This window comes from Pandoraea sp. CB10b_02, from assembly GCF_002216225.1.
Classification (GTDB): Bacteria; Pseudomonadota; Gammaproteobacteria; order Burkholderiales; family Burkholderiaceae; genus Pandoraea; species Pandoraea nosoerga.
Map to the genome: position 1 here is coordinate 393,160 of NZ_NJGW02000001.1, position 22,544 is coordinate 415,703.

Annotated in this window: 18 protein-coding genes; 9 read left to right on the plus strand and 9 right to left on the minus strand. The window is 65.6% G+C overall.

The features are described from left to right. The first annotated feature begins 49 nt into the window (after nucleotides 1-49). The 5 genes from CDN36_RS01575 to CDN36_RS01595 all read left to right on the plus strand — a co-directional run bounded on the left by CDN36_RS01575 (nucleotide 50) and on the right by CDN36_RS01595 (nucleotide 6,891). Complete coding sequence (locus tag CDN36_RS01575; RefSeq protein WP_353846834.1) at nucleotides 50-586, plus strand: Cd(II)/Pb(II)-responsive transcriptional regulator; 537 nt, start codon at nucleotides 50-52, stop codon at nucleotides 584-586. A gap of 333 nt (nucleotides 587-919) precedes the next feature. Then, the gene (locus tag CDN36_RS01580) at nucleotides 920-2,185 is read left to right on the plus strand and encodes an NAD(P)/FAD-dependent oxidoreductase (RefSeq protein ID WP_287495839.1); all 1,266 of its coding nucleotides are present in this window, start codon (nucleotides 920-922) and stop codon (nucleotides 2,183-2,185) included. A 309-nt stretch (nucleotides 2,186-2,494) separates the two neighbouring features. Then, nucleotides 2,495-3,829, plus strand: coding sequence for a putative bifunctional diguanylate cyclase/phosphodiesterase (locus CDN36_RS01585; protein ID WP_287495840.1), 1,335 nt, complete (start codon nucleotides 2,495-2,497; stop codon nucleotides 3,827-3,829). Between the two features lie 24 nt (nucleotides 3,830-3,853). After that, nucleotides 3,854-5,527, plus strand: a complete 1,674-nt coding sequence (locus tag CDN36_RS01590; RefSeq protein WP_287495841.1) for a sensor domain-containing diguanylate cyclase — start codon at nucleotides 3,854-3,856, stop codon at nucleotides 5,525-5,527. Nucleotides 5,528-5,574: 47 nt separating this feature from the next. Further along, a complete protein-coding gene (locus CDN36_RS01595; protein WP_287495842.1) occupies nucleotides 5,575-6,891 on the plus strand; it encodes a phospholipase A in 1,317 nt (438 codons plus the stop codon). Nucleotides 6,892-6,912: 21 nt separating this feature from the next. Here CDN36_RS01595 and CDN36_RS01600 read toward each other — a convergent pair whose 3' ends face one another. Further along, nucleotides 6,913-7,320, minus strand: a complete 408-nt coding sequence (locus CDN36_RS01600; RefSeq protein ID WP_287495843.1) for an EamA family transporter — start codon at nucleotides 7,318-7,320, stop codon at nucleotides 6,913-6,915. 158 nt (nucleotides 7,321-7,478) lie between these two features. Between CDN36_RS01600 and CDN36_RS01605 the strand changes: the two genes are divergently transcribed. Beyond that, nucleotides 7,479-7,706: a DUF1289 domain-containing protein gene (locus CDN36_RS01605; protein ID WP_150557402.1), complete on the plus strand. Its 228-nt coding sequence runs from the start codon at nucleotides 7,479-7,481 to the stop codon at nucleotides 7,704-7,706. Here CDN36_RS01605 and CDN36_RS01610 read toward each other — a convergent pair. From CDN36_RS01610 to CDN36_RS01635, 6 genes are all read right to left on the minus strand, one after another. Continuing rightward, nucleotides 7,687-9,120 (minus strand): aldehyde dehydrogenase family protein, encoded by a 1,434-nt coding sequence (locus CDN36_RS01610; RefSeq protein WP_150557403.1) that lies wholly within the window; start codon nucleotides 9,118-9,120, stop codon nucleotides 7,687-7,689. The two genes, CDN36_RS01605 and CDN36_RS01610, sit on opposite strands and share 20 nt — an antisense overlap. A 161-nt stretch (nucleotides 9,121-9,281) precedes the next feature. Continuing rightward, complete coding sequence (locus CDN36_RS01615) at nucleotides 9,282-10,877, minus strand: ABC-F family ATPase (protein WP_287495844.1); 1,596 nt, start codon at nucleotides 10,875-10,877, stop codon at nucleotides 9,282-9,284. A gap of 214 nt (nucleotides 10,878-11,091) precedes the next feature. After that, nucleotides 11,092-12,207, minus strand: coding sequence for a BMP family ABC transporter substrate-binding protein (locus tag CDN36_RS01620; RefSeq protein ID WP_287495860.1), 1,116 nt, complete (start codon nucleotides 12,205-12,207; stop codon nucleotides 11,092-11,094). Between the two features lie 130 nt (nucleotides 12,208-12,337). Further along, on the minus strand, nucleotides 12,338-13,258 hold the full coding sequence (locus CDN36_RS01625; protein ID WP_287495861.1) for an ABC transporter permease: 921 nt from the start codon (nucleotides 13,256-13,258) through the stop codon (nucleotides 12,338-12,340). A gap of 19 nt (nucleotides 13,259-13,277) precedes the next feature. Then, a complete protein-coding gene (locus CDN36_RS01630) occupies nucleotides 13,278-14,384 on the minus strand; it encodes an ABC transporter permease (protein ID WP_287495845.1) in 1,107 nt (368 codons plus the stop codon). A gap of 144 nt (nucleotides 14,385-14,528) precedes the next feature. After that, complete coding sequence (locus tag CDN36_RS01635) at nucleotides 14,529-16,079, minus strand: ABC transporter ATP-binding protein (RefSeq protein ID WP_287495846.1); 1,551 nt, start codon at nucleotides 16,077-16,079, stop codon at nucleotides 14,529-14,531. A gap of 221 nt (nucleotides 16,080-16,300) precedes the next feature. On the opposite strand from CDN36_RS01635, the gene CDN36_RS01640 reads away from it, so the two are divergent. Further along, on the plus strand, nucleotides 16,301-17,239 hold the full coding sequence (locus CDN36_RS01640; RefSeq protein WP_150557409.1) for a LysR substrate-binding domain-containing protein: 939 nt from the start codon (nucleotides 16,301-16,303) through the stop codon (nucleotides 17,237-17,239). Nucleotides 17,240-17,450: 211 nt separating this feature from the next. Here CDN36_RS01640 and CDN36_RS01645 read toward each other — a convergent pair whose 3' ends face one another. Together CDN36_RS01645 and CDN36_RS01650 are read right to left on the minus strand one after the other, a co-directional pair. Further along, a complete protein-coding gene (locus tag CDN36_RS01645) occupies nucleotides 17,451-18,830 on the minus strand; it encodes an 8-oxoguanine deaminase (protein WP_150557410.1) in 1,380 nt (459 codons plus the stop codon). Nucleotides 18,831-18,879: 49 nt separating this feature from the next. Next, complete coding sequence (locus CDN36_RS01650; RefSeq protein WP_287495847.1) at nucleotides 18,880-20,250, minus strand: nucleobase:cation symporter-2 family protein; 1,371 nt, start codon at nucleotides 20,248-20,250, stop codon at nucleotides 18,880-18,882. Nucleotides 20,251-20,686: 436 nt separating this feature from the next. Between CDN36_RS01650 and uraH the strand changes: the two genes are divergently transcribed. Both uraH and CDN36_RS01660 read left to right on the plus strand, forming a co-directional pair. Further along, entirely contained in the window at nucleotides 20,687-21,037 is a 351-nt protein-coding gene (gene uraH, locus CDN36_RS01655) for a hydroxyisourate hydrolase (RefSeq protein WP_150557412.1), read from the plus strand. A 44-nt stretch (nucleotides 21,038-21,081) separates the two neighbouring features. Further along, on the plus strand, nucleotides 21,082-22,287 hold the full coding sequence (locus CDN36_RS01660) for a urate hydroxylase PuuD (RefSeq protein ID WP_150557413.1): 1,206 nt from the start codon (nucleotides 21,082-21,084) through the stop codon (nucleotides 22,285-22,287). The last annotated feature ends 257 nt before the right edge of the window (nucleotides 22,288-22,544 follow it).

The following is a 22,544-nucleotide window of genomic DNA, read 5'->3' on the forward strand; positions in this document are numbered from 1 at the left end:
ATTCGTGTTACTCTCCATTCAAAACCCTGTAGTGACTACGGAGTCAAGCATGAAGATCGGAGAACTGGCCCGGGCGGCGGGCACCGACGTCGAAACGATCCGTTATTACGAACGCGCCGGCCTGTTGCCGCCGCCGCCGCGCACCGATTCGGGTTACCGCACTTATGGCGAAGATCACCTGGAAGCGTTGCGCTTCATTCGTCACTGCCGCTCGCTCGACATGCCCCTTGCCGACGCCAAACGCCTCGGCGAGCTCGCTCACGACACGAGCGTGACATGCGAAGACGCCAATCGGCTGATCGAAACGCACCTCGCGCGCGTCCATGCACGCATTCACGAATTGCAGGCGCTCGAGCAGCAGTTGCTGCACCTGCAGGCGCAATGCCAGAGCCGCCACGACACCAGCGACTGCGGCATCCTGCGCGCCCTCATGCAAGGCGCCAACGGCGAAGCCTGCGCCTGCCACAACGACACCGATCCAATCGGCGTGGCTTGCGATCACGCCCCCACCCCCGCCTCTCACCCCGCATCCGGGCATACGCATCGGCATACCGGATCGCCGTCACGTCGGGGCGGCTCCGCGTAATCTTGCGCAGTCGTGCGTAATCATGCGTAGGCAAATTTTTCCTCGCACAGCGTACACCGAAGCAATGCGCCACGACATTGCCTACGAGCCGGCGTCAGAAGCGCGGGCCGTTTGACGTCTTTCGTTGCATCGCCGCACGCCATCGCATCACAAATGTGATGAATTGCGTGTTTTCCCGCGCAAGCAGGGGCAAATCGGCCCAGTTTCTATACAATGTCCCGCACGCGTCGTGCCGCGCCGCATTCGAGTCTGCGAACGGCGATCGCGCAACGCCCGGGTGCGCGCCGATAGATCGCCATCCGTCTCAACACTCGTTTATTTGCCGGAGACTTTATGTCCAGCGACGTATCCGCAACGCCGACTCCTGCGACGCAAAGCAGTGCCGACATCGTCATCATGGGCGCGGGCGCGGCTGGCATTTCCGTGGCCGCCAGTCTGCGCCGGCGCCGCCCGTCGGTCTCGATCACGATCATCGATCCGGCCGATACGCACTACTACCAGCCGGCATGGACGCTCGTCGGCGCCGGCGAGTTCGACGCGGCGCGAACGGCGCGGCCCATGTCGAGCGTGATCCCCGAAGGCGTGAACTGGGTGCAGGCCGCCGTCACCGCATTCGTGCCGGAACACCAGCAGGTGCTGCTCTCGGATGGCCGCCGCATCGCGTATCGCTATCTGATCGTCGCCCCCGGTCTGCAACTGAACTGGGAAGCGATCGACGGCCTGACCGATACGCTCGGGCGCAACGGCGTCACGTCGAACTATCGCTTCGATCTCGCCCCCTACACATGGTCGCTGGTGCGCGAGTTCAAGGGCGGCAACGCGCTCTTCACCCAGCCCCCCATGCCGATCAAGTGCGCCGGCGCCCCGCAAAAGGCGATGTATCTGTCGGCCGACACATGGCGGCAGAACGGCGTGCTCGACAAGACCCGGATCGAATTCCACCTGGTGGCCCCTGCGCTTTTCGGCGTGAAGGACTACATTCCGGCGCTCATGGAGTACGTGAAGCGTTACAACATCTCGCTCAATCACCTCTCGCACCTGCGTGCGGTCGACGGTGAGCGCCGCGTGGCGCGCTTCGAGATCTTCGATGCCGACGGCCAATCGCAGTTTGTCGACAAGTCTTTCGATTTCCTGCATGTGGTGCCGCCGCAAAGCGCGCCCGACGTGCTGCGCGCCAGTCCACTCGCCGATGCCGCGGGTTGGTGCGAGGTCGATCCGGCGACGTTGCGCCACGCGCGTTACGTCAACGTGTTCGGGCTGGGCGACGCCATCTCGGCGCCCAACGCCAAGACAGCGGCCGCCGCGCGCAAACAGGCGGTAGTGGTCGCCGAAAACCTGCTCGCGGCAATGGACGGCCGCGCGTTGCCCCTGCAGTACGACGGCTATGGGGCGTGCCCGCTCACGGTCGAGCACGGCAAGATCGTGCTGGCCGAATTCGGCTACGGCGGCAGGCTGCTGCCCACGTTCCCGATCGACGGCACACGCCCCAACCGCTTCGCGTGGATGCTCAAGAAGTACGTGCTGCCGAAGGTGTACTGGGATTTCATGTTGCGTGGACGCGAATGGCTGGCGCAACCGAGCCGCTCCGACCATAGGTGAAACCCCAACTCAATTTTCATGGACGGGTGCCGTTAAAGGTCAAAGGACCCGGTTTCGCGACCGGGCACGAGCTTCTTGTCGGGCCACGCCTTGCGCGCGGTCTGCCGGGGACGCAGGCGCGGCGCACCGGGAGATGAGCGCCGCCTGCCTGTCACCGGCCGACACATTTACGCGTCTTATGCAGAACATGATTCAAGGGTTTTCCGGCGGCACGACCTGTTCGACGCGCAGGCTTGCCCAGCCTTGCGGTATTACACGCGGCACTGACCACCGTTCAACCGTTCGGGCGACGTTCGCCTGCCTGCCGAGATGAACGATACAAACGCGCTGCGCCGGCAAGTCGTGCTCGCCGATCTGCTGCTGGATCGTCAGCGGCTGTTGCGCGCCCTGAGTCTCGAGCTGCGCACGCCGAGCCCGGCCGGCAGCCACAGCGCGCTCGTCGTCCTGCATGTCGGGCGCGGCCAGCGCACGGCAACGAGCCAGGCGGCCATCTCGGACGCCGATCTGCTGGCGACCATCGCGTTTCGCATCGGTTCACGCATTCGCCGCCGCGACCTGATCGGGCGGGTCTCCGATCAGCAGATCGCGATCCTGCTGCGCGACCTGGGCAGCCGCGAGGCCGCCGTGCAGGTCACCCGCCGTTTCATCCGCGCCGGCGAGTCGCCCGTGCCGTGCGGCAACGGCCTGCTCTACCCGATTCTCTCGGCTGGCATCACGCATCTGCCGCAGGTGCCCGTCTGGCCGGCCACGTTGCTCGAACACACCTCGGACGTGGCCGACCAGGCCATCCGCGAGAGTGCGTCGCGTTTTCTGGTGACCGAGGCGCCATTAGCGCCGACCGAAGGCGTTCAGCCGCCCGACGAAGCGGGCAACGAACACTATTGGCGCAGCGCCATCGGCCGCGCCCTGTCCGAGTCGGAATTCCGCCTGCACTACCAGCCCCAGATCGACATGCGCACGCACCGGCTCACTGGCCTGGAGGCGCTCATCCGGTGGCAGCGCGACGACGAACTGATCATGCCGGGTGAATTCATCCCGGCCGCGGAGCGTTGCGACGTGATCGGCCCGATCGGCGACTGGACCCTGCACGAGGCCTGCCGCCAGCTCGATCAGTGGCACAAGGAGGGCGAAGAATACCCGCGCGTGGCGGTCAACCTGTCGGCCCAGCAGATGCGGGTACAGACGCTCGAGACGGTGCGCTACGCACTGCGGCATCATCGCGTGCCGCCTGACAAGCTCGAAATCGAGATCACCGAGTCGTCGCTGATCTCGCATCTCGACGAAGCCGCCACGTTGATGAACGAGCTCGTGGCGATGGGCGTGCGTCTGTCGCTCGACGACTTCGGCACCGGCTACTCGAGCTTCGTGCGCCTCAAGCGCTGGCCGTTCGGCACGGTCAAGATCGATTATCAGTTCGTGGCCGGCGTGCTGCTCGGCGGCTACGATACCGAACTCATACGCGCCATTATCGCGATTGCCCGCAAGCTGGAGATCGAGACCGTCGCCGAAGGCGTCGAGACGAGCGCCCAGCGCGATGCCCTCGCCTCGCTCGGCTGTCATGCGTGGCAGGGGTATCATTGCACGCGTCCCCTGCCGCCCGGTCATATCGAAACGTTCATTCGTGATTGGCACGGGCGCCTGTAAACGCGTCTGCAACCGCTTCAGCCATTGACCAACGTTCTGTTCAATCGCCGTCGCGCCGCTCCCGTCCTCGTTGCCGGACTGGTCGCTCTCGCGTGCGTCGTCATCGCCTGGGGGCTGGCCCGCTTTGCGGCCGACCAACTCGTGGCGAACCGCTCCGCACGCCTGCTCTATGAAGAGCGCAGCGTCGCGAGCCGGCTGGCGCATGGCACTGTCCACACGGTCAATCAGGACCTGATCCTGATTCGCGGCATTCCGCAGGTGCTCGCGCAAATCGAGCAGATCCAGGCAGCCGCCGAGCAAATCGACGATCACCCGGTCGCCGGACTGCCGCCCGCGAAGGCCCGCGAGGCATTGCTGGCCAACACGACGCTCAAGCCGGTCAACGAACTGCTGCATGCGACGCAGCTTTACTTCGGCGCCGACCTCGTCTGGCTCGCGACACCCGACGGCACGACGATCGCCTCGAGCGACGCCCACACGGCCGACCCGCTCGTGGGCGAGAACTACGGCGACCGCGAGTATTTCCGCATCGCCGTGCTTGGCGGCAACGGGCAGCAATACGTGATTGGCCGCAAGACGCGTTTGCCGGGCATCTACTTCACCGCGCCGGTCTACCAGGACGGTCGACTCGTCGGCGTGGCAGTCGTCAAGCTCGGGCTGCGCCGGCTCGCGCACTGGGTCGACTCCGGCCTGTCGTTCGTGACCGACAAGAACGGCGTCATCGTGCTGGCCAACGACCCGACCTTCACGGGCATGGCGGTGCCCGGCGCAGGCGTGTTCAAGCTCACACCGGCCGAGCGGCGACGCATCTATCAGCAGGAAGACTTCACCGTCGTTCCCATCGAGAACTACGACCTCTCGCCGGCCACCCCGGCGTTTCTGGAGAACGAAGACGTCGAAGACGGCGTGCGCGACCCGCGGCTCGTGCGCGTGAGACCCGACGACCAACCCTATCTGCTCGAAGCCGACGCGGCACTCGACAGCGAACTGGTGATCTACACCATGAGCGAGGTGCCCACGCTGGGCAGTCTGTTCGTCGAGCGCCGCCGCTATGCCGTGCTGGTGTTCGCGCTCCTGCTGAGTTCGGCGGGCGCCCTGTTCATGCTCATCCGCTACCTGCGCCGGGAAAAGCTCCAGCTCACCGACACGCTGGCCAAGAATGCCGCCCTCGAACACGAAGTCAAATACGACGCGCTGACGGGCGCACTCTCGCGCGGGCACTTCCTCAAGCGCCTGCGCGCGGAACTCATGCAGGCCAGCGCGACCGAGGTGCCGACGAGCATCATCCTCGTCGACCTCGACCATTTCAAGCAGATCAACGACACCTGGGGCCATGCCCTTGGCGACACGGTGTTGGCCACGTTCGTCCGGCTTTGTCACGAATCGTTACGCGAAGATGACATTTGTGGACGTTTGGGCGGCGAAGAATTCGCTATTATCTTGAGTGGCGCCAACGAGGCGCGCGCCTTCGAGGCCGCAGAGCGACTGCGCGAGGCCGTTCGGAGTGCTCGCATCGTCGTCGACGCACGCACGCTGCAGTTCACCATCAGTGCCGGCGTTGCCGAGTGGCATGCCGGCGACGACGACAATGCGTGGCTGCAACGCGCCGACGCAGCGCTGTACCTTGCCAAATCTCGCGGGCGCGACCGCTGCGCCCGCGAATCCGACCTCCGGGTGCTCTCCCGGGCAGGGTCGTAACGGACTTCGGGCTCACCGGCCCGAGGTCGCCAACCCAGACCGGACCGATGCCCAAGACGAATCTCGCGACATTCGCCCCATCGCCATTGCGCGTCCTGCAGGCCGCCGCAGCCCTCTGTCTGGCGCTCAGCAACGCCGCACACGCCGACCTGTCCCTCTTGCAGCCGCCACGCTCGCTCACGGGCGGCGCCCCGCTGCAGTTGACACTGCTCGCCACACAGGACTCGCCGGGGCGCAAGACCATCACGCTGCCCGACGAGATCGTCGTTCGCATCTCGAACGACGATTTCAAGCCGACGCTGCTGCGTCTGAAGCGCGCGGCCGTCACCCCGGCGCAGCTCACGCTCTCGAGCGGACAGTTCCGGCGCGTCGCCTACGCCGCCGCGCTTCCCGCCGAGTTGCGCGGCACGGTGCGCGTCGAGCCGCTGGACTGGGACGCCTCGACCACGACCATCGTGCTCGATCGCGCCGCGCCTGCCGAGCCGATGGTGGCCGCGGCGCCCGCCTCCCGGGCGTCTGCTGCGAGCCCTGAAGTCGCGTCGTCCACGTCGGCGGCAGCGGCGGCGACCCCATCGGCCACCAGCGCATCGGCGACCGGCGCGGCGGGCAGCGTGCCGCCTGACGCGATCGCTCCCACGAGCGACACCGAGTTCGCGCGCATCTCCTCCAACGAGCCGATGTACATCGCGTTCGGCAAGAACGGGGACACCAACGCGCGTTTTCAGCTCAGCTTCAAGTTCCACATCCTCAAGCCGGACAATCCGTCGTCCAAGGCTTTCCTGGACAACCTCTACTTCGGCTACACGCAGTTGTCCGTCTGGGACCTGGAAGCGGAGTCAGCGCCGTTTCGCGACTCCAACTACCGGCCGAGCCTTTTTTACTATGTGCCCGACACCGGCGTGCGCGCCGGCTGGTTCACGTCGCTCGGAGTGGCCGCAGGCATCGAGCACGAATCCAACGGCAAGGCCGGCGACGACTCGCGCAGCATCAACACCGTCTTCGTCAAGCCGATCCTCACGTTCGGCAACCCGTCCGACTATCACTGGACGGTCGCGCCGAAGCTCTACGCCTATCTGGAAAAGAAGGACAACAGCGACATCCAGGACTACCGCGGCTACATGGACCTGCTCGTGCTGTGGGGCAAACCCAACGGGTGGCAGATCGGCGCCACGCTGCGCAAGGGCATGAAACGCAATTACGGCAGCGTGGACGTGCAGGTGACCTATCCGCTCGGCAAGCTCATTCCGGGCACCGGCGGCTATATCTGGCTGGGCTACTTCACGGGCTACGGTGAAGACATGCTCGACTACAACCGCCATTCGCCGTCGCAGGTGCGCATCGGGTACAGCGTTTTCCGCTGGTAGCACGACAACGCGGCGGCGCGCTCACAGCACCAGCACCAGCGCTCCGCCGACGATCGCCGTCTTGAGCGTCAGCGGTTCGCCCAGCACAATCCAACCGATCAGGATCGCCATCGCCACGCTCAGCTTGTCGAGCGGCGCCACTCCCGATACGGGCCCGAGTTGCAGCGCCCGGAAATAGCACAGCCACGACAGACCGGTCGCCACCCCGGAGAGCACCAGGAACAGCCAGGTGCTGGCGCTCAGGCTGGCGGGGCGCTGCCATTCGCCGCGCATGGCAACGATGGCGAGCGTCACCGCGAAGATGATGACCGCACGGATCAGCGTGGCCATGTTCGAATTGACGTGCGCCACGCCGAGTTTGCCGAACACCGCCGTCAGCGCGGCGAAGAACGCCGAGCCCAGCGCGAAAAGTTGCCAGCTGCGCAGCATGGAATTCCTTCATATCGGCAGCGATCTGCCGGTAAACACCAGAAACACGGACGAAAGTCCATACCTGAGCGTCGGCCGTGGGGGAATCCGGGCCGGCGCCGCCATCGGTGCGATAATGGCACCTTCTGCTTGACTGCCTCACCCAGCCGCCCGCCCCTATGTCCGAATTGCACGACCGCCCCGACAGCCCTTGCATTGGCGTTTGCTCGACCCTCTTCGACGAGGTCTGCAAGGGTTGCGGGCGCACTGCCTACGAAGTCTCGAACTGGGTCTTCTTCTCCGAAGAGGAAAAGGCGGCCGTGTGGGCGCGCATTGCCCGGGAAGGCAAGGCAATGCGCTTCTGTGAAAACAGCACTGCGAACGGCACTACGACTTCGCAACCTTGAACTGCAACGACTTGTACTCGAGAAACTCCTCGAAGCCGTACACGCCGTTCTCCCGCCCGTGGCCCGACTGCTTGAAGCCGCCGAACGGGGCCTGTACGTTGAACTCCCCGCCATTGATGTCCACCTGTCCGGTGCGGATCTGGCGCGCAACGCGCACGGCCCGCGCCTCGTCGCCGGACCACACGCCGCCGCCCAGCCCATAAATCGAGTCGTTGGCAATGCGCACGGCGTCGGCTTCGTCCTCGTATGTGATGATCGAGAGCACTGGACCGAAGATCTCCTCTTGCGCAACGGTGGCATCCGGCGCCACCCGGCCGAGCACCGTCGGCTGCACGAAGAAGCCCGTCTCGAAGCCCTCGGGCACCGTCTCGCCGCCGGCGATCAGCTCGGCGCCTTCGGCCAGCCCCTTGCGGATGTAGTTCAGCACGCGCTCGCGCTGGGCGGCTGACGCCAACGGCCCCAGACGCGTCGACTCCTCGCGCGGATCGCCCAGCGTAAAGCGCGCGACCGCCTCCTTCACCAGTGTCTTCACTTCCTCGTAGCGCGACGCCGGCACCAGCATGCGCGTGTGTGCCGAGCAGGTCTGTCCGGAGTTCAGGTAGCAGGCGTTGAGCGTGCCCTTGACCGCGGCGGCCAGGTCCGCGTCGTCAAGCACCACGGACGCCGACTTGCCCCCCAGCTCGAGCGCCACGCGCTTGACGGTCTGCGATGCCACTTCCGACACTCGCTTGCCCGCCCGCGTCGATCCGGTAAACGACACCATGTCGACGTCCGGATGTCGCGCCAGCACCTCGCCGACGACCGGGCCCAGTCCCGTCACCAGGTTGAAGACGCCCGCCGGCAAGCCGGCCTCGGCGATCACCTCGGCGAGAATGAATGCATTGAACGGCGCCACTTCGGACGGCTTGAGCACCACCGTGCAGCCCGCCGCCAACGCCGGCGCGACCTTCAGCGTGATTTGATTTAGCGGGTAGTTCCAGGGCGTGATTGCCCCTACGACGCCTACCGGTTCGCGCACGACGAGCGAGTTGCCCACGCGCGCCTCGAACTCGAACGACTCGACGAGCTCGGCGTACTTGTTCCAGTGATAGATCGGGCCGCCCACCTGGATGGCGCGCACGAGCTTGATGGGCATGCCCGTCTCACCCGTCATGGCCTGCGCCAGGTCGTCGCCGCGCGCCTTCAGTCCCGCCGCGATCTTGCGCAGGTAGCCCGCCCGTTCGGCCGGCGTCGTGGCGGCCCAGCTGTCGCGCGCCCGGCGGGCAGCCGCAACGGCTGCTTCGGCGTCCTGCACGGCGCCTTCGGGAATCCGCCCCATGAGCGTCGCGTCAGCGGAGTGAAACACCTCGAGCGTGCCCTGCCCCACCGGGGCGACCCACTTTCCGTCGATATAGAACTTGTCGTGCGTGATCATGCATTGCCTCCTGATGCCATTAGGACACGAGTTAGGACACGAACGTGTCATTGTAGTGCGCTTGCGCGTTCGCTTTGGTGTCGCAGCGCCCGTATACGCAAACAGGGCGCCTGCAATGCAAGCGCCCTGCATGGGACCGCCAATGCCGGAGAAGCCCGGTGTCAGACTTCCACGCCCTGGCTCGCCAGGTATTCGTCGTAGGTGCCCTGGTAGTCGACAAGCGTGCCGTCGCTCTTCACTTCGATGATGCGCGTGGCCAGCCCCGACACGAACTCGCGGTCATGCGACACGAAAATCAGCGTGCCCGGATACTTGTCGAGCGCGATCTGCAGCGATTCGATCGACTCCATATCCATGTGGTTGGTCGGCTCGTCCATCATCAGCACGTTGTGGCGCCCGAGCATCAGCTTGCCCCAGATCATGCGGCCCTTCTCGCCGCCCGAGAGCACGCGCACCGACTTGCGCACGTCGTCGCCGCCGAACAGCAATCGCCCCAGCGAGCCGCGGATCACCTGGTCGTCGTCACCTTCCTTGGCCCACTGCGACATCCAGTCGGTCAGCGTCACGTCTTCCGGGAACGCCTCGGAGGTGTCCTGCGGCATATAGCCGATGTTGGCGTTCTCGGCCCACTTCACGTGGCCGGCGTCGACCGGCAGATCCGCCATCAGGCAGCGCAGCAGCGTGGTCTTGCCCGCGCCGTTCTCGCCAATGATCGCCACGCGCTCGCCAGCGCGCACCGCACCCGAGTAATCCTTGAAGATCTGGCGGTCGAACGATTTCGCAATGCCCTCGAATTCGAACGCGAGGTTGTGCAGCTTCTTCTCGAATTCGAAGCGGATGAACGGGTTCTGGCGCGACGACGGCTTGACGTCCTCCACCTTGATCTTTTCGATTTGCTTCAGACGGCTGGTCGCCTGACGCGCCTTCGACTTGTTCGCCGAGAAGCGGCGCACGAAGTCCTGCAGGTCGGAGATGCGCTCCTTCGCCTTCGTGTTCGCCGCCATCTGGCGCTCGCGCGCCTGCGCCGACGCCAGCATGTAGTCGTCGTAGTTGCCCGGGTAGATGGTGAGCGTGCCGTAGTCCATGTCGGCCATGTGCGTGCACACGGCGTTCAGGAAGTGGCGGTCATGCGAAATGATGATCATGGTGGAGTTGCGCTCGTTGAGCACGTCTTCCAGCCAGCGGATCGTGTTGATGTCCAGGTTGTTGGTCGGCTCGTCGAGCAGCAGCACGTCCGGATTCGAGAACAGCGCCTGCGCGAGCAGCACGCGCAGCTTCCAGCCCGGCGCCACGTTGCTCATCGGCCCCTGGTGCTGCTCCGTCGGAATGCCCACGCCGAGCAGCAGTTCGCCGGCGCGCGCTTCGGCCGTGTACCCGTCATACTCGGCGAACTTCGCCTCGAGTTCAGCGGCGTGCATGTAGTCGTCGTCCGTCGCTTCCGGATTGGCGTAGATCGCGTCGCGCTCGCTCATGGCGGCCCACATTTCCGTGTGGCCCATCATCACGACGTCGAGCACGCGCATGTCTTCGTAGGCGAACTGGTCCTGCTTGAGCTTGCCGAGACGCACGTTCGGTTCGAGCATGACGTTGCCCGAGCTCGGCTCCAGGTCGCCGCCGAGGATTTTCATGAACGTCGACTTGCCGCAACCGTTCGCGCCGATCAGGCCATAGCGGTTGCCCCCGCCGAACTTGACGGAGATGTTCTCGAAAAGCGGCTTGGCGCCGAATTGCATCGTGATATTGGCGGTAAACAGCACAGGCGGTATCCGGGAGATGAGGTGCGGTGGCACGAAATTGCGCCACGAAACCCGACATTTTAGCACCGATGCGTGTCACGCGTGCCCTTGCCGGCGCCTGCCCGCCCCCCCCTTCCCATGGCGGCAGGCGTGCGCTCGACAAAAAAACCGCCGGGGGCGCCGGCGGTTGCTGCGCGACAGGCGCGCGCGCCCGGCCGCGCCGGGGCGAGCCGCCTTACTGCTTGGGCAGCGAGCCTTCCACGCCCTCGACGAACCAGTTGATCTGATGCTTCTCGTCATCGTTGAGCGTCTTGCCGGGCGGCACGATCTCCTTGCCGTCCTGGCCCTTGATGGGACCGGTGAACGGGTCGTACTTGCCGTCGCGGATGGCATCGTGGCGCTGGGCCACCGCCTTGCGCGCCGCCTCGGGCACGGCCTTGTCGTTGATCGCGACGAGGTTGATCTCGTCTTCCTTGATGCCGCCCCAGACCGGTGTGTTCTTCCAGGTGCCCTGCATCACTTCGTCGACGGTGCGAATGTAGTACTTGCTCCAGTCGATGGCCGCCGAGGCCAGGTGCGCATTGGGGCCGAACTTGCTCATGTCCGAATCCCAGCCGAAGGCATGAATCTTCTTCTCTTCGGCCACTTGCATCACCACGGCCGAGTCGACGTTCTGCATGAGCACGTCCGCGCCCTGGCCGACGAGCGACTCCGCCGCCTGACGTTCCTTGCCCGGGTCGAACCAGCTATTGATCCAGACGACCTTCACCTTGACCTTCGGGTTCACTTCACGCGCGGCAAGCGTAAAGGCGTCGATGTTGCGGATGACTTCGGGAATCGGCACCGAGGCCACATAGCCGATGACGTTCGTCTTCGTCACATGACCGCCCACGACGCCGGCCAGGTGGGCACCTTCGTAAGTGCGCACGTCATACGTGCCGAGGTTCGGCGCCGTCTTGAAGCCGGTGGCGTGCTCGAACGTCACGTCGGGGAAGTCGGCCGCGGTCTTGACCATCGAATCCATGTAGCCGAACGACGTACCGAAGACGAGCTTGTTGCCCTTGCTCGCCAGATCGCGGAACACGCGCTCCGAGTCGGCGCCTTCGGGCACGTTCTCCACGCGCGTCACGGTGACCTTGTCGCCGAACTTCGCTTCGACCGCCTTCGCACCCTGCTCGTGCGCGTAGGTCCAGCCCGCATCGCCGGGGTTGCCGATGTAGACGAATGCCACGCCCATCGGCCCCTTGGCTGCTGGCGCTGCCGGCGCTGCCGACGCGGCCTGCGCGTCGGACGCCGCGCCCGGGGCGCCGGCCGTGCTGCTTTCCTGCTTGCCGCAGGCGGACATCAGCATGGCGGCCGCCAGGCTCGCCATCGTGATCAGGACTTTACGTCGCATCGATTCTCTCCTCGTCATCGATTTGTTTCAGGTGGGTGTTTTTGAAGTGCGCCGGCAAGGCGCGACACAGTGACGGTGCGCCGGCTCATGACCCCGCGAAGAACGGCTTGCCCAGCGACGCCGGCGCATTGAGCCGGATCGTCTGACGGTTGCGCGAGATGATCACCAGCACCACGATCGTCGCGAGATACGGCAGGCTCGCCAGCGCCTGAGACGGAATACGCATGCCCATGGCCTGCGCCTGGAACTGCAGCGCCATCACCACGCCGAAGAGCAGCGCGCCGAGCACCGTGCGCCCGGGCCGCCAGGTGGCGAACACCACCAGCGCCAGCGCGATCCAGCCGCGGCCCGCGGTCAGATTTTCCTGCCACAGCCGCAGATAGCCGACCGAGTAATATGCGCCCGCGAGCCCGGACATGGCCCCGCCGAAGAGCGTGGCGAGATAACGGATGCGCACGACCGGGTAGCCGATGGCGTGGGCGACGGACGGGGCTTCGCCGATCGAGCGCAGCACCAGTCCCGCGCGCGTGCGATAGAGGAACCCCGCGATCGCCGCCAGCAGCGCCACGGCGAGATAGCCAAGCGGGTTGAGTGAAAAGATCGACGGGCCGAGCACGGGGATCGCCGAGAGGCCCGGGATCGGCACGTCGCGCAGCATCGGGATCGTGGCGTCGGTGTAGGGACGCCCGACATACGCCGAGAGCCCGACGCCGAAGATGGTCAGCGCGAGCCCCGTGGCGACCTGATTGGCCATCAGCGAGAGCGTGAGCCAGGCGAAGACGGCGGACATCGCCACCCCGGCGGCGACCCCGGCGAGCACGCCGAGCCAGAGGCTGCCCGTCTGCACGGTGACGGCGAAGGCGCCGATGGCGCCCATGAGCATCATGCCTTCCACCCCGAGGTTGAGCACGCCCGACTTCTCGGTAACGAGCTCGCCGAGCGCGGCGAGCATGAGCGGGATGGCGGCAATCACGGCGCTCGCGGCGAGCGGTGTGAGCAGATGGATCCAGTTCACGGCGCGCTCCTCAGGTCTGGCCCGCCGCCGCCCGGGTGCGGCGGCGCAGGCGGTAATTCACGAAGACGTCGCACCCCAGCAGGCTGAAGAGCAGCAGCCCCTGGAAAACGCCGCTGATGGCCTTGGGCAGTTGCAGCGACGTCTGCACCGCTTCACCGCCGAGATACAGCAGCGCCATGAGCAGGCTCGCGAGCACGATGCCGACCGGATGCAGTCGTCCGACGAACGCCACGATGATGGCGGTAAAACCATAACCGGGCGCCCACGTCGCCTGCAGTTGCCCGACCGGGCCGGCAACCTCCCCGGTGCCGGCGAGCCCTGCCGCCGCCCCGCCGATGAGCAAGGCAAGCCAGACCGCGCGCGGCTCGGAGTAGCCGGCATAGCGCGCGGCGAGCGGCGCGAGGCCACCCACTTCCATGCGGTAGCCGGCAAAGCTCTTGCGCATGAAGAACCACGCGGCCGGCGCCGCGGCCACCGCCATGAAGATCGACGCGTTCAGACGCGTACCGCGCCACGGCGCCCAGTGCCAGTCGCCGAAAAACCGCGGGAACAGCGCGTCGCGGCCAAAGTTGATGGACTGCGGGAAGTTCATCCCATGCGGGTCCTGCCACGGCCCGCTCACCAGATAAATGAGCAGTTGCGTGGCGACGTAGGTCAGCATCAGGCTCACGAGAATCTCGTTGGCGTTGAACCGCACGCGCAGCAGCGCGGGGATCGCGGCCCACAACATGCCGCCGAGCGCGCCCGCGGCCATCATCAGCGGCAGGAGCCACGCGCCGCCGCGACCGTCGAAATGAATGGCGACGCCCGACGCGAAGATGCCGCCGAGCAACAGTTGCCCTTCCGCGCCGATGTTCCATACGTTTGCACGGTAGCCAATGGCGAGGCCCAGCGCAATGAGACACAGCGGCGAGGCCTTGAGCAGTAGCTCGGACCAGCCGTTCAGACTGCTGACCGGCGCGAGGAAGAAAGCGGCCATGGCCTGCGCCGGGTTCTTCCCGAGCAGACTGAAGACGAGCACCCCGCCGGCCAGCGTGACGAGCGTGGCCACGAGCGGCATGACAAGCCGCATGGCGTGCGAGGGACTTGGCCGCGGCTCAAGCGTGAAATCGAACATGTTGTCTGTGAATCGATGAAAACCGATGAATACACGCCGGCCGCCGCGACAGTGCCGCCTCGTCGCCGCATACCGTTGTGCCGCCGTCATACGGTGCCAGCGGCCAAGCGCCGGGCGCTGCCGGCGCGCGCCTCGCCCACTGCCTCACGCCGCACGCTCGCCCGGACCGCCGGGGAACATCCCCGCCATCCACAGACCGATCTCGCGCGCGTCCGTCTGCTCAGGCTTGCGCACCGGCGAGAGCCGCCCCTGCGCGAGCACCGTGATCCGATCGCAGATCTCGAACAACTCGTCGAGCTCCTCGGAGAGCACGAGCACCGCCACCCCGCGCGCCGACAGGTCGAGCAACTGTTGACGGATGAAGCTCGCCGCGCCAACGTCCACGCCCCAGGTCGGCTGCGCCACCACGAGCACGCGCGGCTCCTGCAGGATCTCCCGGCCGACGATGAACTTCTGGAGGTTGCCGCCGGACAGGCTCTGCGCTGCGGCCTGCGGCCCGCCAGCCTTGACGTTGAAGCGCTCGATGCATTGTGCCGCAAAGCGGCGCAGCGCCTTGCGACGGATCCATCCGCCGCGCAGCAGCCCGAGATGGGGCGTGCCGGCCGCGCCCAGCAGCGCGTTGTCGGCGAGCGACATGCCGGGCACGGCGCCGCGCCCCAGCCGCTCCTCCGGCACGTAAGCCAGTCCGAGGCGGCGGCGAGCGGCGGGGCCCATGCGGCCAACGGCGCGCGAGTTCAGGGTAATGGCCCCGGCGTGCGGCGCGCGCGCCTCTCCGGACAGCGCGGCCAGCAGTTCCGCCTGGCCGTTGCCGGACACGCCGGCGATACCGACGATTTCGCCCGCATGCACGTCGAGATTCACGTCGCGCAGCGAAGTGCCGAACGGATCGTCGCTCGCCATCGTGAGTTGACGCAGCGAGAGCAGCACCTCGCCCGGTTGATGCGCGCGGCGCTCGATCTGCGGCAGCGCGCGGCCGATCATCATCTGCGCCAGCGTATCGGCCGTTTCCTCGCGCGGGATCGCATGCCCCGACACGCGGCCGGCGCGCAGCACGGTCGCGCGATCGCACAATTCGCGGATTTCGTCGAGCTTGTGACTGATGTAGACGATGCTGCAGCCTTCGGCCGCCAGGCGACGCAGCGTCGCAAAGAGCTTCTGGACCGCCTGCGGCGTGAGCACCGAAGTGGGCTCGTCCATGATCAGCAGGCGCGGGTTCTGCAGCAGGCAGCGCACGATTTCGACGCGCTGCCGTTCACCGACGGACAGGCTGTGCACGTGACGCACGGGGTCGACTTCGAGCCCGTATTGCGCCGACACCTCCCGGATGCGCTCGGCCAGCGCCTTCAGGTCGTGACCGGCGCCGTCGAGCGCGAGCGAAATGTTCTCCGCGACAGTGAGCGTCTCGAACAACGAGAAATGCTGGAACACCATGCCGATCCCCAGCCTGCGGGCCGCTGCCGGGCTGTCGATGCGCACCGGCTCGCCCTCCCAGCGAATTTCGCCGGCGTCGGGACGCACCGCCCCATAGATGATCTTCATCAGGGTGCTCTTGCCAGCGCCATTCTCGCCCAGCACCGCGTGGATCTCTCCGGGCAGCACGCGCAACGCGACGTCGTCGTTGGCCAGCACGCTCGGGTAGCGCTTGGTAATGCCCGAGAGCGCCAGGCGTGGAGTCGGTTCGGGATGGGATGTCACTGGGAAAATTCTGAGTCCTGGGCTTGGGCGGGACGAAAATACCCAATTCGCGGGCAATTGTCGAGCGTGTGTCAATAAGATGGCATCCCCGGCCTCATTGCGCGCGACAGCCGTCTGTTTTGGTGATAGGGACTTTCCGCTATGGAGTCGGCCGCCCTTGTGCCTCATAATGATTTACTTATGCACTACTGGGTCCGACATATTCGGATTGTTATATTTCTATGAGCCAAAACCGTGAACCGATCGACACTTATTTGCTGCGCGTGCTGCACACCTTGCTGATCGAGCGCAGCGTCACGCGCGCGGCTGTCAAGCTGAACCAGTCGCAGCCGGCGATCAGTGCGGCCTTGCGGCGTCTGCGAGACATCACGGGCGATCCCCTGCTCGTGCGCGGCAAGTCCGGCATGGTGCCCACCGAGTACGGTCAGTCGCTGCTGGAGCCGACGCAGAACGCGCTGCGCGAAATCGAGCGCATCACGGTTCAGCAGTCGAATTTCGATCCCGCCACCACGGTGCGCACGTTTCGGATCGGCTCGCCCGACTATCTCAATACGCTGTTCGTGCCGACCGTCGTCGAACGTTTCCGGCAGCAGGCGCCCAACGCCCAGCTCGAACTGCACTCGCTCGGCCCGGCCTTCGACTACGAGCATGCGCTCGAAGACGGCAAGGTCGACATCGTCATCGGCAACTGGCCCGAGCCGCCCGAGCAACTCCACCTCTCGAATCTCTTCGTCGACCAGATCGTCTGCCTCGTGCGCAACACGCACCCGTATGCCAAGCGCGGCCTCACGCTCGACCAGTATCTCGCCAGCCCGCATCTCGCGCCCACGCCCTACTCCGTCGCGCAACGCGGCGCCATCGACATGCATCTGGCGCGCGAGCGTCTGAAGCGCAACGTCGTCGTCACGATCCCGTACTTCAACCTCGCGCCCTACGTGCTGCTCAAGTCCGATCTCATCTTCACGACGACACGGCTGTTCGCCGATCACTACGCGGAATTTCTGCCGCTGACCGTGCTCGAGACGCCGATCGACTTTCCGCCGATGCAGTACTACCAGCTCTGGCATGAGCGCACCCACTACTCGGACGAAGTGCGCTGGCTGCGCAGCGTGATCTCCGACGCCACGCGCACGCTGCTCGACGCCCGGGCGCAACCCTGATCGCCGAAGTGCCGGGGCGCTCGCCGGTCGGCACGCGGTGCGGCGCCCCACGCGTGGCCGCGCGCCGGTTTTACCGGCGGAGCGGCCCCCACCGCTCCGCCGAACCGCATGGCGGCGTTCCCCATGCACGGGAACCCCGCCCCCGACTTCCCGCTTGCCCATTGCCACGCTCGGCCGCACACCATGAATATGCGGCCGGCATGGCAACGCTTCACCGGGAAGCCTCGGCCAGTTGCCGCGCCAGCGCGTTGTGACGCGTGACGAGCGACGGCAGGTCGAGCGTCGTCAGACGCCCTTCGCGCACCACCACGCGTCCGTTCACCACGCTGTACGCGGCTTGTCCGGGATTACAGAAGACCAGCGCCGCGACCGGATCGTGCAGGCCGCCGGCCATGCCGACGCCGCGCGTGTCGAACGCCACGAAGTCGGCCGCCATGCCCGCGGCGAGCACGCCGATGTCGTCGCGCCCGAGCACGCGCGCGCCGCCCACGGTCGCAATCTCCAGCGCTTCGCGCGCCGTCATCGCGTTCGGGCCGAAGCCGACGCGCTGCAACAGCAAGGCCTGACGCGCCTCGTTGATCATGTGTCCCGCATCGTTGGACGCCGAGCCGTCCACGCCGAGACCGACCGGCACGCCAGCGTCGCGCATGCGGCGGATCGGCGCGATGCCCGAGGCGAGCCGCATGTTCGAGCACGGGCAATGCGCCACACCGGTGCCCGTCTTCGCGAAAAGCGCGATGCCGGCGTCGTCGAGCTGCACGCAGTGGGCGTGCCATACATCGTGCCCGACCCAGCCCAGGTCCTGCGCATACTCGGCCGGCGTCATGCCGAACTTCTCTCGGCTGTATGCAATATCGTTGACGTTCTCCGCCAGGTGCGTGTGCAGCGACACGCCATAGTGGCGCGCCATCGCCGCCGACTCGCGCATGAGGTCGCGACTGACGGAGAACGGCGAGCACGGCGCCACGACCACGCGCAACATCGCGTAGCGGCCCGCGTCGTGATACGTCTCGATGAGTCGCTGCGTGTCCGCGAGGATGTCCGCTTCACGCTCGACCACGCGGTCGGGCGGCAGGCCGCCCTGGCTCTGCCCCACGCTCATGCTGCCGCGGCTCGCGTGAAAACGCATGCCGATCTCGGCGGCCGCCTCGATGCTGTCGTCGAGCTTGCAGCCGTTCGGGTAGATATAGAGATGATCGCTCGACGTCGTGCAGCCCGAGAGCAGCAACTCGGCCATGGCCGTCTGCGTCGAGACGCGGATCATCTCCGGCGTGAGGTTCGCCCACACCGGGTAGAGGTTCGTCAGCCAGTTGAACAGCTCGCCGTCCTGCGCGGCCGGAATGGCGCGCGTGAGGCTCTGGTACATGTGGTGATGCGTGTTCACGAGGCCCGGGATGACGACGTGCCCGCTCAGGTCGAGCACTTCGTCGGCGGTGGCCGGCAGCGTGTCGCTGGTGCCAACGGCCACGATTCGGTTGTCTTCCACGTAAAGCCCGCCGCGGGCGATCTCGCGACGGCCGGCATCCATCGTGACGAGGACGTCGGCATTCTTGACGAGCAGCGTTTTGCTGGTTTGAGAACGGGTTGTCATGGTGTAGTGACGTGGAATCGATGACCTGTGAACGAACGGGGCGCCGCGCTCAGTGCGCCTCGAGCCCCATGCCCGCGCCGTTGGGCTTGCCGTGGCCGTTGGCCACCGGCGCCTTGAAGCCGTTGAAGTAAGCGTTGAGGATCACGGCCGAGAGCGTCGCGAGCAGAATGCCACTATGGAGCAACGGGGCCAACTGCTCGGGCATCTTGGCGAAAAACTTGTTCGACGCGACCGGAATCATGGCCATGCCGATGCTGATCGCCACGATATACAGGTTGTAGCGGTTGTTCGAGTAGTCGACCTTCGACAGGATCTTGATGCCCGTGGCGAGCACCATGCCGAACATCACCACGCCCGCGCCGCCGAGCACGAATTGCGGAATCGAGGCGACGACCACCGACATCTTGGGAATCAGGCCGAACACGAGGAGGATGACGCCCGCGGCCGCGCAGACCCAGCGGCTCTTCACCCCCGTCACGCCAACCAGACCGATGTTCTGCGAGAACGACGTGTGCGGGAACGTGTTGAACACGCCGCCGATCACGGTGGCCACGCCGTCCACGCGCAGGCCGGCCACGAGCGTCTTCTCGTCGACGCGCTTGCCGACGATTTCGCCGAGCGCGAGGAACATGCCCGTCGATTCGATGAACGTGATCAGGATCACGATGGTGAGCGTGAGGATCGCCCACGGATCGAAGACCGGCATGCCGAAGTGAAACGGCAGCACGACGTCGAACCACTTCACCTGATCGAGACCGTCGAAGTTCACCTTGTGCAGCAGCAATGCGATCACGAAGCCGAACAGAATGCCCAGCAGCACGGCGATGTTCGAGAAGAAGCCCTTCACGAAACGCGTGACCAGCAGAATGAAGACGAGCACCGCGAACGACACGCCAAGGTAGACCGGATCACCGTAATCGGGGTTGCCCACGCCGCCGGCCGCCCAGTTGATGCCCACGCCGATGATGGTCAGACCGATGGACGTGATCACGATGCCGGTGACGATCGGCGGGAAGAAGCGCAACAGCTTGCCGACGACGGGCGCCACGAGCGTGCCGATGACGCCCGAGGCGATGGTCGCCCCGAAGATGCCGGGCAGGCCGAGCGACGGATTGGTGCCAATGGCGAGCATCGGTCCGACGGCCGCGAACGTCACGGCCATGATGACCGGCATGCGGATGCCGAAGCGGCCCACCCCCACGCTCTGCAGGAGGGTTGCGATGCCGCAGCACATCAGGTCGGCGGAAATGAGGAAGGCGATCTGGTCCTTGGGCAAGCCAAGGGCGCCGCCGATGATGAGCGGCACGGCTACCGCGCCCGCATACATCACCAGCACGTGTTGCAGGCCCAGCATGAACAGTTTTCCGATCGGCAGTCGCTCGTCGACCGGATCCACCACGGCTTTGGTTGTCACACTCATTGCGTCTCCGTCCCAGGGGGGCTGTTTGATTGATATTTTTGGGGTGGCTCAATGGTGCAGGCCGACGCCTTTTGCGGCAAGACCGGCGCCGGCTATAGTGTTTTTTTCATAGAACGTATGCATGAATGCTTATCATGCGTTGCGGGTTTTCCCCAAGCATGCACGCAGGCATTGGGCTTTCCGGGCGGGTGGTCTCCCACCGTGAAAACGCCTCATACGCCAAGCGTTATAAGCTGGATAACAGAATCAAATAAGGGTGACGAAAATCCCCGATTCTGTGCATCGGGCCTCCATTCGAGATCGCTTGCCGGCATATTGAGGCCTGTCATCTTTTTGTCCGACTTGGCGGGGTATGTGCGCGTTTTTATCTTTGGTATTGCGCGCGTTGTCCGGCCGCCATCTCCCTACAATGCAGCCATCCATCACAGGAGACATCATGGGACGACTGACTACCCACGTACTTGATACATCGCACGGCAAGCCGGGCGCGGGCATTCGTGTGGAGCTCTGGCGCGTGGACGGCGAGCGCCGTTCGCTGCGCGACGTGCAGACCAATCACGACGGCCGTTGCGACAAGCCGCTGCTCGAAGGCGAGGAGTTCGTCGCCGGCGAATACGAGCTGGTATTTCACGCGGGCGACTACTTCGCCGCCCAGGGCGTGGAAGTGCCCACGCCGCGCTTCGTCGATCGCGTCGTGTTGCGCTTCGGCATTGCGGAGCCTTCGCAGCATTACCACGTGCCCCTTCTGGTGTCGCCGTGGAGCTTTTCCACGTATCGCGGCAGCTAAGACAAGCGCGAGCGTGAACGTCAGGCAGTTGAGGAGAACATAAGATGGAAGCGTTTATTACCGACTGGGTCAATCTGTTGCTGCGCTGGCTGCATGTGGTGGCGGCGATCGCATGGATTGGCGAGTCGTTCTATTTCGTGATGCTGGACAACGGCCTGAAGCCGCCCAAGGCCGCCGAAGACAAGCAAAAAGGCGTGTTCGGCGAGATGTGGTCGGTGCACGGCGGCGGTTTCTATCACGCGCAGAAATACCTGAATTCGCCGCCGCAGATGCCGGAAGACCTGCACTGGTCGAAGTGGAAGTCGTATACCACATGGCTCTCGGGCTTCGCCCTGTTCTGTGTGCTGTACCTGCTGCAGCCGCAGACGTATCTCATCGACAAGAACGTGATGGATCTGCAACCGGGTCAGGCCGTGGGCCTCGCGGTGGCGTTTCTGATCGGCGGCTGGTTCGTCTATGACTTCCTGTGCCGCATGCTGGGCAAGAACGAGCGCGTGCTCGGTGTTGCCGTGGCGCTGTTCGTGATCGCCGCAACATACGCGACGACGCACATCTTCGCCGGCCGCGCGGCATTCCTGATCGTGGGGGCGATGATGGCCACCTCGATGTCGGCCAATGTGTTCTTCTGGATCATTCCGGGGCAGCGCAAGAGTGTGGCCGCGCTCTCGAAGGGGGAAGTTCCGAACCCGATCTGGGGCAAGCTCGGCAAGCAACGCTCGGTGCACAACACGTATTTCACGCTGCCGGTCGTGTTCATCATGATCAGCAACCACTACGCGTTCACGTACAGCAATCCGTACAACTGGGTGATCCTCACGATCATCATGGCTGCGGGCGCGATGATTCGTCAGTTCTTCGTGCTGCGTCACGCAGGCAAGAATCTGTATGCGCTGCCGGTCGCGGGCGCCGCCCTGCTCGCCGGCGTGGCGGTGTTCGCCGCGCCGCGCCCGGCGCCCGCTCCCGCCGCTGGCGCGCACGGTGAAGCCGCCGCCCCCGCGGTGAAGCTCTCGGAGATCCAGCCGATCGTCACGCAACGGTGCGCCACCTGCCACTCGGCCAAACCGACGATGATGGGCAGCGCACCGGCAGGCGTGATGCTCGACACGCCGGCGGAGATCTCTCAGAACGCGCAGCGCATTTATCAGCAGGCCGTGGCGCTCAAGTCGATGCCGCTGGGCAACGTGACCCAGATGACCGACGACGAACGCCAGAAGATCGCCGCCTGGTTCAACGGCGGCGCGCAACAATAGCGGCCGAACCGTCCTTCTTGCTGGACCCATGTTGGGGCGCTTCGGCGCCCCTTTTTTATGTGCGCTACGCGGCGCCCTCGTCCCGCGTGAGGCCGATGTCGCGTGCGGCGGCGGTCTCACGGAAACGAGCCCCGGGGAACTTCGTCTCGGGGACAGAGGTCTCTATCACGCGCCCGGGCGTGGTGTTTTGGGGCAGCGGCGGCATCGGCCGACCCTCCCATGACGTCAGATGACCGGCGCGATGCCTTCGACGGGCG

Bases quoted from the DNA above. Each gene is read 5' to 3' on its own strand.
- CDN36_RS01605 (WP_150557402.1), top strand. From the start codon at position 7,479: ATGTCCGAATTGCACGACCGCCCCGACAGCCCTTGCATTGGCGTTTGC.
- uraH (WP_150557412.1), top strand. From the start codon at position 20,687: ATGGGACGACTGACTACCCACGTACTTGATACATCGCACGGCAAGCCG.
- CDN36_RS01585 (WP_287495840.1), top strand. From the start codon at position 2,495: ATGAACGATACAAACGCGCTGCGCCGGCAAGTCGTGCTCGCCGATCTG.
- CDN36_RS01645 (WP_150557410.1), bottom strand. From the start codon at position 18,830: ATGACAACCCGTTCTCAAACCAGCAAAACGCTGCTCGTCAAGAATGCC.
- CDN36_RS01595 (WP_287495842.1), top strand. From the start codon at position 5,575: ATGCCCAAGACGAATCTCGCGACATTCGCCCCATCGCCATTGCGCGTC.
- CDN36_RS01630 (WP_287495845.1), bottom strand. From the start codon at position 14,384: ATGTTCGATTTCACGCTTGAGCCGCGGCCAAGTCCCTCGCACGCCATG.
- CDN36_RS01660 (WP_150557413.1), top strand. From the start codon at position 21,082: ATGGAAGCGTTTATTACCGACTGGGTCAATCTGTTGCTGCGCTGGCTG.
- CDN36_RS01650 (WP_287495847.1), bottom strand. From the start codon at position 20,250: ATGAGTGTGACAACCAAAGCCGTGGTGGATCCGGTCGACGAGCGACTG.
- CDN36_RS01610 (WP_150557403.1), bottom strand. From the start codon at position 9,120: ATGATCACGCACGACAAGTTCTATATCGACGGAAAGTGGGTCGCCCCG.
- CDN36_RS01600 (WP_287495843.1), bottom strand. From the start codon at position 7,320: ATGCTGCGCAGCTGGCAACTTTTCGCGCTGGGCTCGGCGTTCTTCGCC.
- CDN36_RS01620 (WP_287495860.1), bottom strand. From the start codon at position 12,207: ATGCTGATGTCCGCCTGCGGCAAGCAGGAAAGCAGCACGGCCGGCGCC.
- CDN36_RS01640 (WP_150557409.1), top strand. From the start codon at position 16,301: ATGAGCCAAAACCGTGAACCGATCGACACTTATTTGCTGCGCGTGCTG.
- CDN36_RS01575 (WP_353846834.1), top strand. From the start codon at position 50: ATGAAGATCGGAGAACTGGCCCGGGCGGCGGGCACCGACGTCGAAACG.
- CDN36_RS01580 (WP_287495839.1), top strand. From the start codon at position 920: ATGTCCAGCGACGTATCCGCAACGCCGACTCCTGCGACGCAAAGCAGT.